11 protein-coding genes are annotated in these 16,195 nt (G+C 69.6%); 6 read left to right on the plus strand and 5 right to left on the minus strand.

Features of this window, described 5'->3' with window-relative positions:
• Positions 1 to 125 precede the first annotated feature (125 nt).
• Together typA and NR810_RS01395 are read left to right on the plus strand one after the other, a co-directional pair.
• Positions 126 to 1,967 carry a translational GTPase TypA gene (gene typA, locus NR810_RS01390; RefSeq protein WP_257446555.1) on the plus strand — a complete coding sequence of 614 codons (1,842 nt, stop codon included), beginning with the start codon at positions 126 to 128 and terminating at the stop codon, positions 1,965 to 1,967.
• A gap of 148 nt (positions 1,968 to 2,115) precedes the next feature.
• On the plus strand, positions 2,116 to 2,520 hold the full coding sequence (locus tag NR810_RS01395; protein ID WP_257446557.1) for a DUF2721 domain-containing protein: 405 nt from the start codon (positions 2,116 to 2,118) through the stop codon (positions 2,518 to 2,520).
• 18 nt (positions 2,521 to 2,538) lie between these two features.
• On the opposite strand, the gene NR810_RS01400 is transcribed toward NR810_RS01395, so the two are convergent.
• Positions 2,539 to 3,966 carry a hypothetical protein gene (locus tag NR810_RS01400; protein ID WP_257446559.1) on the minus strand — a complete coding sequence of 476 codons (1,428 nt, stop codon included), beginning with the start codon at positions 3,964 to 3,966 and terminating at the stop codon, positions 2,539 to 2,541.
• A gap of 231 nt (positions 3,967 to 4,197) precedes the next feature.
• Here NR810_RS01400 and NR810_RS01405 point away from each other — a divergent pair, with 231 nt between their 5' ends.
• Positions 4,198 to 5,472, plus strand: a complete 1,275-nt coding sequence (locus NR810_RS01405; protein ID WP_257446560.1) for a hypothetical protein — start codon at positions 4,198 to 4,200, stop codon at positions 5,470 to 5,472.
• 19 nt (positions 5,473 to 5,491) lie between these two features.
• On the opposite strand, the gene NR810_RS01410 is transcribed toward NR810_RS01405, so the two are convergent.
• The gene (locus NR810_RS01410; RefSeq protein WP_257446562.1) at positions 5,492 to 5,917 is read right to left on the minus strand and encodes a MarR family winged helix-turn-helix transcriptional regulator; all 426 of its coding nucleotides are present in this window, start codon (positions 5,915 to 5,917) and stop codon (positions 5,492 to 5,494) included.
• A 150-nt stretch (positions 5,918 to 6,067) separates the two neighbouring features.
• Between NR810_RS01410 and NR810_RS01415 the strand changes: the two genes are divergently transcribed.
• The 3 genes from NR810_RS01415 to NR810_RS01425 are packed head-to-tail and all read left to right on the plus strand — an operon-like array spanning position 6,068 to position 11,792.
• Complete coding sequence (locus NR810_RS01415) at positions 6,068 to 7,459, plus strand: TolC family protein (protein ID WP_257446565.1); 1,392 nt, start codon at positions 6,068 to 6,070, stop codon at positions 7,457 to 7,459.
• Positions 7,460 to 7,488: 29 nt separating this feature from the next.
• Complete coding sequence (locus tag NR810_RS01420; protein ID WP_257447741.1) at positions 7,489 to 8,610, plus strand: efflux RND transporter periplasmic adaptor subunit; 1,122 nt, start codon at positions 7,489 to 7,491, stop codon at positions 8,608 to 8,610.
• A gap of 32 nt (positions 8,611 to 8,642) precedes the next feature.
• The gene (locus tag NR810_RS01425; RefSeq protein WP_257446566.1) at positions 8,643 to 11,792 is read left to right on the plus strand and encodes an efflux RND transporter permease subunit; all 3,150 of its coding nucleotides are present in this window, start codon (positions 8,643 to 8,645) and stop codon (positions 11,790 to 11,792) included.
• Between the two features lie 22 nt (positions 11,793 to 11,814).
• Here the strand turns inward: NR810_RS01425 and NR810_RS01430 are convergent, their stop codons facing one another.
• Genes NR810_RS01430 through NR810_RS01440 form a run of 3 tightly spaced genes read right to left on the minus strand, consistent with a single transcriptional unit; the run spans position 11,815 to position 16,130 of the window.
• Complete coding sequence (locus tag NR810_RS01430) at positions 11,815 to 13,362, minus strand: FAD-dependent oxidoreductase (protein ID WP_306817761.1); 1,548 nt, start codon at positions 13,360 to 13,362, stop codon at positions 11,815 to 11,817.
• A gap of 11 nt (positions 13,363 to 13,373) precedes the next feature.
• Positions 13,374 to 14,828 carry an FAD-dependent oxidoreductase gene (locus NR810_RS01435; protein ID WP_257446568.1) on the minus strand — a complete coding sequence of 485 codons (1,455 nt, stop codon included), beginning with the start codon at positions 14,826 to 14,828 and terminating at the stop codon, positions 13,374 to 13,376.
• A gap of 9 nt (positions 14,829 to 14,837) precedes the next feature.
• A complete protein-coding gene (locus NR810_RS01440) occupies positions 14,838 to 16,130 on the minus strand; it encodes an ABC1 kinase family protein (protein ID WP_257446571.1) in 1,293 nt (430 codons plus the stop codon).
• Positions 16,131 to 16,195: the final 65 nt, after the last annotated feature.

Raw genomic sequence — 16,195 nt, forward strand, 5'->3', positions numbered from 1 at the left:
ACGGCATATAAGCGCCCGCCCTCCGCGTTCCTGTGGGGTTCACACAGGGTCCCCTACGCGGGGCCTGGGCGCCTTCGCCCTTCACGATTTCCTCCGCCGGGAGTGCGCTCCGGCCCGCCTCGCTCATGATTGCCCGAGAGAACATCCGCAACGTCGCCATCGTCGCCCACGTCGACCACGGCAAGACCACCCTCGTCGACCACATGCTCCGCCAGGCGGGCATCTTCCGCAGCAACGAAGCCGTCACCGAACGGGTGATGGACTCCAACGACCTCGAGCGCGAGAAGGGCATCACCATTCTCGCGAAGAACACGGCCGTCACCTACAAGGGAAAGCAGATCAACATCATCGACACCCCGGGTCACGCGGACTTCGGTGGTGAGGTGGAGCGTGGTCTGCGCCTGGTGGATGGCGTCATCCTCCTGGTGGACGCGGCCGAGGGTCCCCTGCCCCAGACGCGCTTCGTGCTCAGCAAGGCGCTGGGCATGGGCCTGAAGACGGTGCTCGTCATCAACAAGATCGACCGCCAGGACGCCCGCCCCAAGGAGATCCTGGATCAGGTCTACTCGCTCTACATCGACCTGGGAGCGGACGATCAGCAGCTCGAGTTCCCGGTCCTCTACACGATCGCCCGCCAGGGCCAGAGCTCGCCCTCGCTGGAGCAGCCGGGCAAGAGCCTGGAGCCGCTGTTCGAGGCGATCCTCTCGCACATCTCGCCCCCGCCGGCGCCGACCCAGGAGCCGCTGCAGCTGCTGGTGGCCAACCTGGACTACGACGACTACGTGGGCCGCCTCGCGGTGGGCCGCGTGCAGGCCGGCCGCCTGACGCCGAACATGTCCGTGGCGGTGATGCGGGACGGCGGCAAGGTGGAGCAGGGCAAGATCGTCAAGCTGTACGGCTTCCAGGGCCTGAAGCGGACGGAGATCCAGGACGCGGGTCCGGGAGAGATCGTCTCCATCGCGGGCATCGAGGCCATCTCCATCGGTGACACCATCGCCGACGTGGAGAAGCCGGTGGCCCTGCCGCGCATCACCGTGGACGAGCCCACGATGATGATGATCTTCAAGGTGAACGACGGGCCGCTGGCGGGCAAGGAAGGCAAGTACGTCACCAGCCGCAACCTGCGCGAGCGCCTGTACCGCGAGGCCTACCGTAACGTGTCCATCCGAGTGGAGGACACGGAGACGCCGGACGCGTTCCGCGTGGTGGGCCGTGGCGAGCTCCAGCTGGCGGTCATCATCGAGACGATGCGCCGCGAGGGCTACGAGCTGACGGCGTCGAACCCGGAGCCGGTGACGAAGACGATCGACGGCCAGGTGCACGAGCCGATGGAGCTGATCTTCTGCGACGTGCCCGAGGGCAGCGTGGGAGCGGTGACGGAGCGGCTGGGGCCCCGCAAGGGCCGCATGACGGACATGGCGCAGCTGGGCGGTGGGCGTACGCGCCTGCAGTTCCGGATTCCGGCGCGTGGCCTCATCGGGTTCCGCTCGGAGTTCCTCACCATCACGCGCGGTGAGGGCATCATGAGCAGCCAGTTCGACGGGTACGAGCCGTGGTTCGGCTACATCCCGAAGCGGGCCAACGGGGCGATCGTGTCCGACCGCCTGGGCGAGACGGTGCCCTACGCACTGTTCAGCATCCAGGAGCGTGGGCAGCTCTTCGTGGGAGCGGGCGTGACGGTGTACGAGGGGATGATCATCGGCGAGCACGCGCACCCCTCGGAGCTGAACGTGAACGCCTGCCGCGAGAAGAAGCTGACGAACATCCGCGCGGCGGGCCGTGACGAGAACGTCATCCTGACGCCGCCGCGCGAGATGGGGCTGGAGAAGGCGCTGGAGTGGATCGCGGACGACGAGCTGGTGGAGGTGACGCCGAAGTCGGTGCGCATGCGCAAGAAGGCGCTGAGCTCGGGCGAGCGTTACCGTGCGGATCGTGACCGCAAGCGCGAGGAGCGCGGCGAGGCATGAACCACCCCTCTCCCACCGGGAGAGGGCCGGGGTGAGGGTACCGGGCCCACTCGGGTTCCGGTCTCCCTCTCCCTCTGGGAGAGGGCCGGGGTGAGGGTCTACGGGCCCCTACCCGCGGCCCTCTTGGCGTTTCAGGACAGGAGAAGAGATGGAACTGACGCTCACCACGCCCGGGCTGCTCTTTCCAACGGTGTCGTTGCTCCTGCTCGCCTTCACCAACCGGTTCCTGGCGATCGCGGCGCTGATCCGGAACATGTACGCGCAATACAAAGCGAATCCGGATCCACTGCTGCTGCCGCAGATCGAGAACCTGAAGATCCGGGTGCGGCTCATCCGAGACATGCAGTTCCTGGGGGTCTCCAGCCTTTTCCTCTGCGTGGTGTGCATGCTCCTGCTCTTCGCGGGGATGCAGCGAGCAGGAGAGTATGTCTTCGGCGGCAGCCTGCTGCTGATGCTCGCTTCACTGGCCCTCTCCATCTGGGAGATCCAGATCTCCATCCGGGCGCTACAGATCCAGTTGGGGGACTTGCAGGAGGAGAAGCGGAGGAAGTGAGGCGAGAGCCCATCGCTCTCAGCGCGCGGAGCCCCCATACCGCCGCAGGTTCTCCCGCCACAGCTCGGAGGTCCACCCATCGCGCTCCATGCGCTCGCGGCGCGCCAGGGGAATCTCCTCCCAACGAAGCCGCTGCTCCTGCTCGGGCAGGGGCCCGAAGAGCGTGCCGTTCTCCGTCGAGGCGACGTCCCGAGCGCGCTCGAGCCGCGCGCCCTGCATGCCGAAGCCCACTCCCAGCTTCACCTCCCCGTCCTCGCCCAGCTTCCGCCCGAAGCTCACGCCGCCTCCGAACGTGCCCTCCTTCTGGTTGAACTCGGAGTAAGCGCCGAAGCCGCCGCCCGCCGGCAGCTCCATGCGCACGCTGCCCTCCGAATCCGCGCTGATCCCCACCGACATCGGGTCCTTCTTCCCCAGCGACCCCGGCGCGTGCTCCAGCCCCACCGACCACTTGGGCTCGCCCGACTCCGAGAACTCGGTGCCCACCTTGACGACGCCCCTGGTCACCTCCGCGCCGCCCTTCGGGGCCCACTTCATCTGGCCATCCTGGGTCAGGGTCATCTCCGCGCCGGCCTTGAAACCCACGCCCGCGAGCTCGGCCTTGAGCTCCACCTCGGCCTTGAACCAGAAGGAGCCCGGCCGCATCCGTCCAGTGAGATCCGCCATGCGCCTGGAGACGGCCTCGTAGGCGACGTTGCGCATGTCGTTCCCGGGCACACGGCTCCAGCTCTCCCGGAAGCGCTCGGAGTCCGGGTGGGGATGGACCAGGCCGTCACCGACCTTGAAGTGCTCCACGGGCTCACCGAGCGAACGAATCTCGAGCAGACTCTTCGCCCGCATGACCTGCTCGGCGTACCGCTTCACGTACGCTTCATGAGCGTCGTGATGGGTCCTCTTGGCCATCCGGTTCGACTCATGGACGAGCTCTCGAACGCACGCGGGCAGCCGCGCCTCGTTCCTGTAGATGGCGGGAACACCCGGCGGCTCGAGCGGAGCCGGGGGCGCCTTCCTTCCAGGCTCGCTCGTGATGTAGCCCTTGCGCTCGGCCTGGCCCAGGAACTCCTTCCGCGCCTCCGGGCTCATGCGCTCCACGTACTTCGCGAGCAGCCCGTCCTTGTCCATCCGCTCCAGCATCCGGGCGTAGTCACCCGCGGGCAGCTTCTCCAGCTGCGCGTGCACCCCGCGCACGTCCGCGTCCGTGATGGCCCAGTCCTTCCAGTCCGTGTGCAGGCGGGTCCGGATGTCCGCGTACGCCGCCGTCGGCCCTTCCGCCCGGGGACGCGGCTGTTCCACCGGTCCTCGATACGTCTCGACCTGATTGCCCTGGACCGCACCGGCCGGGGTCTTCTGCGTCCCCGATACCCGGGATGAAGCACCCTCGGACTCCGGGTGTGGGACCGTCAGGTCCGTGGCCAGCGGGTGGGACTCGCGCCGCGATACCGAGCTCATTCTTCCTCCTCCGAGAGACATGCAGGCGCGAGCCCTGTGCAATGCCGGCTCCACCGCCTCTTCCCTCGGAGCGCACGGTGACCGCGCCCGCGTGCCCATCCTTCGAAGGGGATACCTGTCTCACCGGGTGGACAGACCCCCTACCCCGGATTCCGCGCGCCCAGAGCGCCAGGTGGACCCCCGGCATCTACCTCCCGGGTGTCGCACTCTGTTAGAACGTAAGGGGCCCCCATGGACGACACCTGGATCAACTGCCCCCACTGCGGACTCAAGCACCGGCCGAGGGCCCAGGGCCTCTGCCCCCGCTGTGGCCGGACCTCGAGCGCCTCCCGCGCGTCCGCCACGTCCATCCCGGCCATTCCCGTGGCCCCGAGCATTCCCGTGGCCCGGGTCGCTCCGGCCAGTCCGTCCGTGTCCATGCCCCGCGCGCCGGCCCTGGAGCACGTGCCCACGGTGGAGCACATCCCACCGATTCCGCTGGAGCACCACCCCCTCCGGGAGCACCTCCCCGCGCTGGAGCGCGCCCCGGCCCAGGAGCGCGCCCAGCCCCAGGCCGATTCATCCGGAACGGGCGTGCTCCAGCTCGGCGGCGGCATCCTGCTGCTCAACGCGGTGCTCCACCTGTTCGAGTTCCTCTTCCTGCCCTCGGTGTCGACGGATGCGTCGCTCCGGGCGGCCCAGCTCGCGGGGACGCTCATCGGCGTGGGACTCGATCTGCTGCTCGGCGTCAGCTTCCTCCGGGGAAAGGACCAGCTGCGCACCCTGGCGCTGATCCGGCTGGTGGTGGGCATGTTCCTGTTCGGAGGCATGAGCCTCTACCAGGCCCAGTACCTCTTCACGCTCGTCGTGGTCGCCTTCTCCTGCGGCGTCCTGGTGCTCGTCTGGGGCAAACCCTCCGCCCTCCTCGCCGGTGTCGGCCTCACCGCCGTGCTGCTCGGCGTGGTCGTCGAGCTCTTCGGCTTCCACCGGCTCGCCGAGACCCAGCCCCTGGCCGATCGGGCCAGGATCGCCCTGCGACCGGATCTCGAGGGACGCCGGTTCGGTGAGGACATGTCGATCGTCGGCGACCGCCACGCCTACAAGCTGCGCGTCCCCTCCGACGGCTGGTACCGCCGCAAGGCGGAGGTGGCCCGCGTCTCGGACTCCCACATCGACCTGTGGCTGACCCAGCCGGATGGAAATGCCCACCTCTCGGTGGCCGTGCGCGACTGGAGCGACGCGAACGCGACGGACCTGCGCGAGGCCCGGGATCAGGCGCTCGAGGAGCTCAAGCGCCAGTACCCCGGCTTCCAGGTGAGTGAGACCTCGGACAACGGCACCCGGATCGAGGATCCCAGCATCGCCACCCTCAACGGCGGCGCGACCCGGAGCGGCCAGCCCTTCCTCTTCGAGGTGTCGCTCCACAAGGTGGGCAACACGCTCCTGCGGGTCACCGCCTTCGCCCCGAACGGCAGCTTCGAGACGCTCCACCTCCACGGAGCCACCCTGGGGCTGCGGGCCAACTAGCGCCCGCTCCCTCGCCAGGTCAGTTCGAGGAGTTGCTCGCCTCGACGGGGCAGTGCCCCTGCGTCAGCGCCACCTGGAGCTTCTCCAGCAGGCGCTTGAGCTCCTGCATCTCCGCGGACGTGAGGTGCTGGCTCGCCTCCTCATCCAGCCAATGCCCCGCCTCTCGCAGCACCGAGATGTCCGCATGGCTGGCCTCGGTCACCTCCAGGCGGACGCAGCGGCGATCCTCCCCCGCGCAGCGCTTGACCAGCCCCTCCTCTTCCAACCGATCCACCATCCGGCTCACCGCCGGTGCATCCATCAACAACCGCTCGGCCAGCGCCGCCTGGGTGCGCACCCCCTCCTGGATGACCTTCAGGGCCACCAGTTGCTGGAAGGGCCGACGTGTCCGCCCACTCACCCGGCGAGAAATCAGCCGGTGGATGGTGCGTCGCACGGATGCCATTTGCTCCGCGAGCGTCATTTGTCGTAACAATGCTTGTTGTTGACAACAATTGTCAACAGCATCATTACACCGAATAAATCCGTGCGCTGACCGTTCAGGGGGGCAATCGATCAGCACACTTGAGGCTCAAAGTTTCTGGTTCACACCTGTATGCTCCTCAGACCCACATACCTCCTCGCGGTGCTCCTCGCGGCCCCGGCCCTGGCACAACAGCAGGAGCCGCTCGTGCCGCCGCCGCCCCTGTTCCAGCCGCAGGTGGATGATCCGATGCTCGTCCCCGCCCCTCCCGCCGCCAAGCTGGTGGGGACCTGGGAGGAGGCGCTCGGGTTGGTGCGCGAGCGCTCCACGGACCTGCGCACCGCCCAGGCCAACGTCGAGCGCGCCGAGGGCCGCTGGCGCCAAGCGCTGTCGCTGCTGTTGCCCAACGCCCGCGTGTCGGCGGGGGTCGCCATCGACGTGCTCAACCCCAACAACCCCGTGGGGCTCACGGGCGCGCCGGTCATCACGCCGCCCGGAACCGAGCGCCAACCCACCGTGCCGCTCGGCAGCGGAACGGTGTCCTTGACGCAGTCGGTGGTGGACTTCAGCGCCTGGCGCGGGCTGGCGTCGGCCGACAAGGCCGAGGACAGCGCCCGGGCTAACCTCCAGGACGTGCAGCGCCGCCTCACCCTGGGGCTGGCGCGCACCCTGGTGGCCACCGTGGCCGCCGAGCGCACCGCGGAGATCAACCGCGTGGGCCTGCGCCGGGCCATCGAGCGCGCCGCGCTCACCCAGCGCTCCTTCGAGCTGGGCGCGGGCACCCAGCTGGACGTGGTGCGCGTGCGCCAGGACGTGGAGGTGGCGCGGCAGGCGCTCATCTCCGGTGACGAGCAGCTGCGCCGCGCCCGGGAGGCGCTCGGCCTGTCCCTGGGCTTCCCCCAGGAGGTGGGCGTGAGCACGTCCTTCAACCTCCAGGGGCTGGTGGAGCAGACCCGCGCCACCTGCGCGCCGCTGAAGGCCCTGAGCGAGCGGCCCGACCTGGAGGCCGCGCGCACCAACCTGGAGTCGACGCGCGAGAGCAGGCGCCAGGCTTCCGCCGGGTACCTCCCCTCGCTCGGCCTCACCAGCGGCCTGAATGCGCTCACCACGGATCCCGGCCCCGGACGGGTGGCCACCTGGAGCATCGCCGCCGTGCTGTCGGTGCCCATCTGGGAAGGCGGTCTGCGGGGCGGGCTGGTGCGTGAGCGCGCGGGCCTCGAGCAGCAGGCGGCCGAGTCGCTCGAGCGCACCCGGCGCGAGGTGGACGTGGAGGTGGCGCGCGCCCGGCGGAACGTGGAGGTGGCCGAGTCGCTGGTGAAGACGGCGACCGAGTCCCGGGAGCTGGCCGCGAAGACGGACCAGCTCACCCGCCGTGCTTATGAGGTAGGCCGCGGCAGCAGCCTGGAGCTGGTGCAAAGCGGTGCGGCCCTGCGACAGGCGGAGCTGTCGCTGGCCCTGCGTGAATTCGAACTCGTCCAGGCGCGCCTGGACGCATTCTTGACGGAGGCCCGGTGCGACTGGTGAGAAGGGTACGCCCCCTGAAGGCGATCGTGATGGGAGTGTGGGGTGCCGCGCTGGTGGTGGGCGCCTCGGGTTGTGGCAACAAGCCGGCGGCCAAGGCGCCGCCCCCCGCGCGTGAGATCGAGGTGGTACAGCTCGCGCCCAGCGAGGTGCGGGATACCGGCGAGTACCTGGGCACGCTGATGTCGCGCCAGAGCGTCAACGTGCTGCCCCAGGTGGCCGGCTACGTGCGCCGCATCCACGTGCGCCCGGGCCAGAAGGTGGAGGCAGGTGCGCCCCTCATCGACGTGGATGCGCGCGAGGAGACGGCGGCGCTCGAGACGGCCCGCGCCCAGCGCACCTCCTCCGAGGTGAACCTGGAGCAGGCCCGCCGCACGCGCGCCCGCATCGAGTCCCTCTACAAGGAAGGGCTGGCGAGCGCCCAGGAGCTGGAGCAGGCCCGGGCCCAGGTGGACGCGCTGGAGGCCAACACGCGCGCCGCCGCCGCCACGGAGGCCCAGCGCGAGGTGCAGCTCGGGTTCAACACCGTGCGCGCTCCCTTCGCCGGCACGGTGGGCGACGTGCTGGTGCGCGTGGGCGACTTCGTGAGCGCCACCACGCCGCTGACCAGCGTGGCCCAGGCGGACGTGCTCGAGGTGAGCGTGGCGGTGCCGTCCGAGCGGGCCCGCTCGCTGCGGCCCGAGACGCCGCTCGAGGTGCTCGACTCGAACGGGAAGGTGCTGCTCACCAGCACCGTCTTCTTCGTCGCGCCCCAGGCGGATCCCCGCACCCAGCTGGTGGAGGTGAAGGCCGCCTTCCGCAACACCGTGGGCCTGCGTCCCAGCGAGCTGGTGCGCGCGCGCCTCGTCTACTCCACGCGCAACGCCCTGCAGCTGCCGGCGCTCGCGGTGGTGCGCCAGAGCGGCCAGCCGTTCGCCCTGGTGGTGACGGACAAGGGAGGCCAGAAGGTGGTGGAGCGCCGCCCCATCAAGCTCGGAGCGCTCGGGGAGCTGGCCTACGTGGTGGAGAGTGGATTGAAGGAGGGCGAGCAGGTGGCCGTCACCTCGTTGCAGGCGCTGCGTGATGGGGCGCCTGTGAAGGTGAAGGGCACGGTCGCCCAGGCCGGAACGCAAGCAGCGACCGCTGGCGGTGGAGCCGCCGGGGGCAGCCGGTAGGCAACAGCAGAGAGAATGAGGGCGCCAACGCCGTGTTCGTCGACTTTTTCATCCGCAGGCCCGTCTTCGCCGCCGTCTGCTCCATCCTGCTGACGCTGGTGGGGCTGATCGCCATTCCCACCCTCCCCATTGCCCAGTACCCGGATCTCGCCCCACCCCAGGTGACCGTCACCAGCACCTACGTGGGCGCGAGCGCCGAGGTGGTGGAGAGCGCCGTCACCATCCCGCTGGAGCAGGAGATCAACGGCGTGGAGGGCATGCGGTACATCACCTCCACCAGCAGCAACGACGGCACGAGCCAGATCACCGTCACCTTCGAGCCCACGCGTGACATCGAAGTGGCCGCCGTGGACGTGCAGAACCGCGTGAGCCGTGCCGCCGCGCGCCTGCCCGCCCAGGTGAACCAGACGGGCATCGTCGTCAACAAGGCCTCCAGCCAGATGTTGCTGACGATCGGCCTGTCCAGCCCCGACAACCGCTACGACGCGCAGTTCCTCAGCAACTACGCGGACGTGAACCTCAAGGACGCCGTCAAGCGCGTGCGCGGCGTGGGCGACGTGCGCATCTTCGGCGAGCGCAAGTTCTCCATGCGCCTGTGGCTCAACCCCACCGCGCTCGCCAGCCGCGGCCTCACCCCCCAGGACGTGGTGCGGGTGCTCCAGGAGCAGAACCTCCAGGTGGCCGCGGGCCAGGTGGGCCAGCCTCCCTCCAGCACCGAGCAGCCCTACCAGATCGCCGTGCGGGCGCGCGGACGGCTCGTCGAGCCCGAGGAGTTCGGGGAGATCGTCCTGATGCGCAACACGGACGGGAAGCTCGTGCGCGTGAAGGACGTGGGCCGCGTGGAGCTCGGCGCGGAGAGCTACGGAACGCTCCTGCGCTTCAATGGGAAGACGGGCGTGGGCATGGCCATCATGCAGCTGCCCACCGCCAACGCGCTGGACGTGCGTGACGGCGTCCTCAAGGAGATGGACCGGCTGGCCCAGCAATTCCCTCCGGGGCTCGAGTACGCGCTGGGCAACGACACCACGCTCGCGGTGCGCGCCTCCGTCAACGAGGTGGTGCGGACGCTCATCGAGGCCATCGCGCTGGTCATCCTCGTCATCTTCCTGTTCCTGCACGGCTGGCGCAGCGTGCTCATCACCGCCATCACCCTGCCCGTCTCGCTGGTGGGAACCTTCGCGTTCGTCTACCTGATGGGCTTCTCCATCAACACGCTCACCCTGTTCGGCCTGACCCTGGCCACGGGCCTCGTGGTGGACGACGCCATCGTGGTCATCGAGAACATCGAACGGTTGATGGCCGAGCGGGGCCTGTCGGCCTTCGAGGCGGCGCGAGAGGGCATGAAGGAAGTGTCGGGCGCGGTGGTGGCCATCTCCATCGTGCTGGTGGCGGTGTTCATCCCCGTGGCGCTCTTCCCTGGCACCACGGGCTCCATCTACCGCCAGTTCGCGCTGACCATCGCCGCGTCGGTGGGCCTGTCCACCTTCTGCGCCCTCACCCTCACGCCGGCCCTGAGCGCGCGGCTGCTCAAGCACCACCACGGGGAGAAGTGGGTCTTCTTCCGCATGATGGACCGGGCGCTCGACTGGACGAAGGACACCTATGGCCGGGGGCTGCGCCGCGTGCTGAAGCACCCCTGGATCATCTTCGCGGTGTTCCTCCTGTGCCTGGCCGGCACGGTGCTGCTCTTCCGTGCGGCGCCCACCGGCTTCATCCCCGACGAGGACCAGGGCTACCTCATCATCTCCGTGCAGGGCCCCGAGGGCATGTCGCTCACGCAGACGGAGAAGGTGCTGGCCCAGGTGGAGAAGGTGCTGAAGGCCCAGCCGGAGATCGTGACGATGTTCGCCATCGGCGGGTTCTCCTTCCAGGGAACCGGGCCCAACTACGCCACCATCTTCACCCCGCTCAAGCCCTGGGAGGAGCGGCGCCAGCCGGGGCAGTCCGTGGCCGCGCTGGTGGAGCGGCTGCGAGGACCCCTGGCCGGCATTGGTGGCGCACGCGTGATGCCGCTGCAGCCCCCCGCCATCCGCGGCGTGGGCAGCGTGGGCGGCTTCCAGTTCATCGTCGAGGACGTGGCGGGTGGCCGCTCCCTGGATGAGCTGGCCTCGGCCGTCCAGGAGGTGGTGGCGAACGCCAACCAGGAGAGCCAGCTGCGCGGCGTCTACACCTCTTTCAACGCGGACACGCCCCTGCTGGACGTCGAGGTGGATCGCCAGAAGGCCAAGGCGCTCGGTGTGCCCATCGAGCAGGTGTTCGGCACGATGCAGCTCTACATGGGCAGCCAGTACGTCAACGACTTCAACTACGCGAACCGCACCTACCGCGTCTATGTGCAGGCCGAGCAGCAGTTCCGCGACAGCCCGCAGGACATCGGCGCCTTCTACGTGCGCACCGAGGGCGGGTCGATGATCCCCCTGGAGTCGCTGGTGAAGGTCAATCCCACCTCCTCCGCCCAGGTCATCCGCCACTACAACCTCTTCCGCGCCGCGGAGATCAACGGACAGGCCGCTCCGGGCGTCTCCTCGGGTCAGGCGCTGGCGGCCATGGAACAGCTGGCCGCGCAGGCGCTCCCCCAGGGCATGAGCTCGGAATGGACGGGCATCAGCCTCGAGCAGAAGGAGAGCGGCGGTCAGACGATGATCATCTTCGCGCTGGGCCTGCTGTTCGTCTTCCTGGTGCTCGCGGCCCAGTACGAGAGCTTCAGCCTGCCCTTCGTCATCATCCTCTCGGTGCCGCTGGCCGTCATGGGCGCCCTGGCGCTTCAGTTGGCGCGTGGCTTCGCCAATGACGTCTTCTGCCAGGTCGGACTGGTGATGCTGGTGGGTCTGGCCAGCAAGAACGCCATCCTCATCGTGGAGTTCGCCGAGCAGCTGCGCGAGGGTGGCAAGAACACCGTGGATGCGGTGGTGACGGCCGCCGAGGTGCGCCTGCGGCCCATCCTCATGACCTCCATCGCCTTCCTGCTGGGCGTGGTGCCGCTGATGACGGCGTCTGGCGCCGGCGCCGCCGCGCGCAACTCGCTGGGGACGGCCGTCTTCGGAGGAATGCTGGTGTCCACCGTGGTCAACTTCCTCTTCATCCCCGGCCTGTACGTGCTGATGCAGCGGCTGCGGGGTGAGGCGAAGCGGACGCACGCGGAGCACGGGGAGCAGCCCATCGCCCCCGCCCCCGCGCCGTGAGCCCCAGGCCCCTCTCCCCGGCTCACACGCCGGGGAGGGGCAGGCCGGCCAGCAGCCCGGTCCTGGGCACGGACCAGATCTCCTCGCCCTGAGTGCCCCAACCCGCCAGCAGGTGGTTGGCCGCCATGAAGCCCGAGGTGGTGGCCCGCTCCATCAGCGCGGTGGGAATGGGCAGGCGGACGAAGTCTCCAGCGAGCGCCACCCGTGGCGATGCCGTCTCCACCGTGGGACGCTCCTGGAAGGAGCCCGGCGCGAACGCGGGGCAATCCTGGCGCAGCAGGAATCGCTCCTCGAGAACGCGTGCGCCGGCGAGCTCCGGATAGAGCTGATGCAGGGCCCCGAGGAGCTCGCGCCTCACCTCCTCCTCGTCGGCTCCCGGTGGCAGGCCATAGGCATGGAGCTCGACCACCGAGCCCCCGGTCCGCGCCGCCCAGCGCCGACTCTCGCCCTCGAAGAGATGGTAGAGCGAGATGTTGTCGATCATCCCCATCCCCGTGGTGCCCACGAAGGGATGACGGCCCGGCACCGTCGGCCGATCCATCCACAACCGCCAGACCGCGAACGGCGAGGTCAGCGCGAGCGCCCTCACCTTCGCGCGCCACTTCTTGTCGAGCAGCTCCGGTGAGTCCGCGACGATCCGCTGGAGCGCGGGCACGGGAGTGGCGAGCACCACCGCGTCCGCCTCGACGGGCTCGCCTCCTTCCACCCGGAGCCGGAACCCGCCGTCCACGCACGGGGTCACCGCGGTGACCGAACGGCCGAGTTGGAACCGGACGTGCCGCTCCTCCAGGTAACGCCTCAGCGGGAGCCAGAGCGCCGAGGCGAACGACTCGTCGAGCACGTCGAAGACGAGGCCCTCCGGATTCCCCATGAAGTAGAAGTGGAACATCATCAGCAGCTCGGCCGCCGACATCTCCTCCTCCGGGTTGAAGAAGGAGTGGGAGAAGACATCGAAGAGCATGCGCCGGGCGTGCGGCGGGAAACGGAGCGAGTCCAGGTACTCGCGCGCATTGCGGTGATCGAACGTGGCGTACGTCCGCTCCATGTCGAACGCCAGCATCGCCAGGCCGGACCGGACATCGATGTGGCGCAGCTCCGTCAGCTTCAACGAGGAGGTGCGGCGGACGAGACCGATGAGATTGAAGGGCGGGAGCGCGGGGAGGTTGGAGAAAGACTCCACGCTGCCCCCAGGACCGAGGATGGGGTAGTCCTCCAACCTGCGCAGACGCTCCAGCCGGGGATCCACCCGGCGCAGCAGCGCCCGCAGGTTGTAGTACTGGCGGAAGAAGGCGTGGAAGCCGCGCTCCATGTCGAAGGGCTCGCCGTCCGACAGGCGATCCCTCCAGCCCCCTACCCGGCCCCCGAGGAAGGGCTCGCGCTCGATGACGGTGACGTGGACGCCGCGCTCGGCCAGGACGGTGGCGGCCGCCATGCCCGCCAACCCGCCGCCCACGATCGCCGCACGGCGGCCTTCTGGCGCACGCGGGAGCCGGGCCCGGGAAGAGGAAGCAAGCCGCTCGGGAGAGAGGCGCCCGATGGACAGCTTCGGCAGTTCGAGCGGAAGGCGCATGGGAGCTCCGGTCAGGGTGGGAGGGGCCGAAGGAGCAACACGCGGGAGAGCCCCTCCAACCATCGGACGACGGCGAGCGGACCGAAGCCCGCGAGCGTGAGGGCATCCCTGTAGACCCGGGGCCGCTTCCACGCGATGTGCTGGAGGAAGCGCACGAAATCGGGCCCGGGCATCTGGTCTTTGAGCAGTGACGCGTAGACGTCATTGCCCATCTCGTGGAGCGCGGCGAAGGCGGTATCCAGGAGCCGGTTCACCTCGTCGCGGCGCTCCGGCTCGCGCGGAGGCACGGCCATGAAGAGCGCCAGCGCCCCGGTCACCGAGTGCAGCGGCGTGTCGTGGACGATCGACCCCAATGGGAAACGGTCGCTCGCGAGCGCGGCGGCGATGGCCCTCGACCCGGGGAGGAACGAGCGCATCATCGCGCCGAAGCCGCAGTAGGTGAGCGGCGAATGGCGCGCGGCCGCATCGCCCACCAGCACCACGCGGCGCCCCGGGGCACTCGGAGGCGGCACCAGCCGCGACCAGCCCGGGATGTAGCCGAACGTCGGCCGGAGGAGACGCGGCGCTCCCCGCTTGTACCCTCCGAGCCGCTCGAAGAACCGCCCGTAGAGCTGGAGCAGCGCATGCTGCCGGATCTTCCGTGCCCGCGCGTAATAGAACAGGTAGACCGTCGCCTCGCCCGGGCGCCCGGGAAACCCCTCCCAGATGTGCTGGCGCCCCTCCTCCACGCCCTCGGTCGTCACCAGGATGTCGCCCACCCGGGGATCCAGCTCGTCGGGAGCGGTGCCTTCCTTCAGTCCGGCGAGCACGCCTCCCACGGTGGGACAGAGGAGATCCGCGGTCGCATGGGGACTGGAGATGCCCCGCGCATCGAGCACCACGCGGGCGGTCACCTCGGCTCGTCCGCCTCCGGTCCGCTCGAACAGCAGGCGCACCGCCTCGGAACCCTCGCCCATGCCCACCAGGGAATGCCCATCGTGGAAGGCGACGCCGCGCCGCTCGGCACGGCGGCGGATCTCCGAGAGGAGCCGGCCGGCATCGACGGCGTGGTCGAGCACGCCCTGGACCGGATACTCACCACCACCATGCCAGCGGCAGACGCCCCGCTCGTAGCGGGCGACGATGAGCGACTCCACCTCCTCTGGCCGGAAGAGGCCGCTCGCCGTCAGGGGCGCGAGCTCGGGACGGCTGATGTTCCACTCGCGATGAGCCACCGCCGCCCGGGCCCGCTCGAACACCCCGACCTTCAGGCCCAGGCTGGCCAGCACGGGCGCGAACAGCAGCGACAGGCCGCCGCCCACGAGCACCACGTCGAAGTCCGGGCGGGTGCCCCTTCCGGGTGCGCGCACGAAGCGCGCCTCGACAGGCGGCCGGACGCGCTCCGCATCGAGCCGCTCCAGACGTTCGAGCAACTCGGGCCCTCCCGCCTCGCGAACCCGGGCCTTGATCTCCTCGAGTTCCAGCACGGTCCCTCCTCAGCCACGCTCGAGCACCCGCAGGTAGACGGACCGGAAATCGCCTCGGGCGCCCAGGGCTCGCAGGTTCTGCGCGCAGCCGCCCACCGCGCGCCCGAGCATCACCGCCTCCGCTGGCGGACGGACGCGCAGGAAGTCACCGGCCCGGCGCAGGCCCAGCGCCCGCATGTCCGGCACCGAGGTGTCCCGCGCGTAGTCGTAGACATTCGTGCGCAGGGGCCGGGTGGCGATCTCCAGGATCTCCGAGAGCAGACTCCGGGCGGTGGCCTCGTCGGTGTCCACCTCGAAGCCCGCGGCGCGGACGCCGGCCAGAGGGTCGTAGGGCAACCCGAGCACCTCGGACCGCATGAAGGCACGAATGGCCTCGACGAACTCGGGGCGGAACGTCTTCACGCACCCGAAGTCGAGCAGGGCCAGCCGGCCCTCCTCGGTGACGAGGAAGTTGCCAGGGTGCGGATCCGCGTGGAGCAGCGCCGCGGAGAAGAAGGGGCCGTGCACGGCGCGGATGAGCAGCTCGCTCACCCGCCAACGTGCGCTCGCGTCAGGCGCGGAGTCGATGAACTGCTGGAGCGTCCTGCCGCGCACCCGGGTCAGACAAAGCACATGACCTGACGAACGTTCCGGTACCGGCAGGGGAACGACCAGCTCCGGTTCGGACGAGAGGACCTCCGCGAAACGGCGGGCCCGCTCCGCCTCGAGCAGGTAATCCGTCTCCCGCACCACTTCGCTCCGGAGCTCATCCACGTAGCGGCGGCCATCGAGCAGCTTCGTGGTCAGACCCGCCGCGCGGGCCAGGGTGGAGAGGTTGTCGAAGTCGGACTCGACCGCTTCGGCGATGCCGGGATACTGGACCTTGACCACCACCTCGCGGCCATCTTCCAGGCGGGCGGCATGAACCTGCCCGAGCGAGGCGGCGGCCAGGGGCTCACGCGAGAACTCGGCGAACAGCCGCTCGGGCGGAGCGCCCAGCTCCGCCTCGATGATCTCCGCGATCTCCTCCACTGGGATGGGCGGTGCCTCGCTCTGCAGGCGGGCGATGATCTGCCGCAGCTCTGGAGGGAGTGCATCCACGTCCATCGAGAGCGCCTGGCCGAGCTTCATCGCGGCGCCCTTCATCTCACCCAGCACGTGGGCGAAATGACCGAGGGTGGAGCGGTCAATCGCCTCCGTCTCCGCGCCCGCCAGCTTGCGGACGGCTCGCCAGGCCAGTCCCGCCGAGCCCCGAGCGGAGAGCGCGGCCACCTTGCCGATTCGGGCCAGGCGGCCACGGGGCGGGTTCCGGGACTTGGACATGGAGCTCAAGATAGGAGCGCGCGATCGACGCGGCCAGCGAGGCACGACCGAGCGAGCGTGATATC

It is taken from the genome of Archangium lipolyticum (assembly GCF_024623785.1).
Taxonomy (GTDB): Bacteria; Myxococcota; Myxococcia; order Myxococcales; family Myxococcaceae; genus Archangium; species Archangium lipolyticum.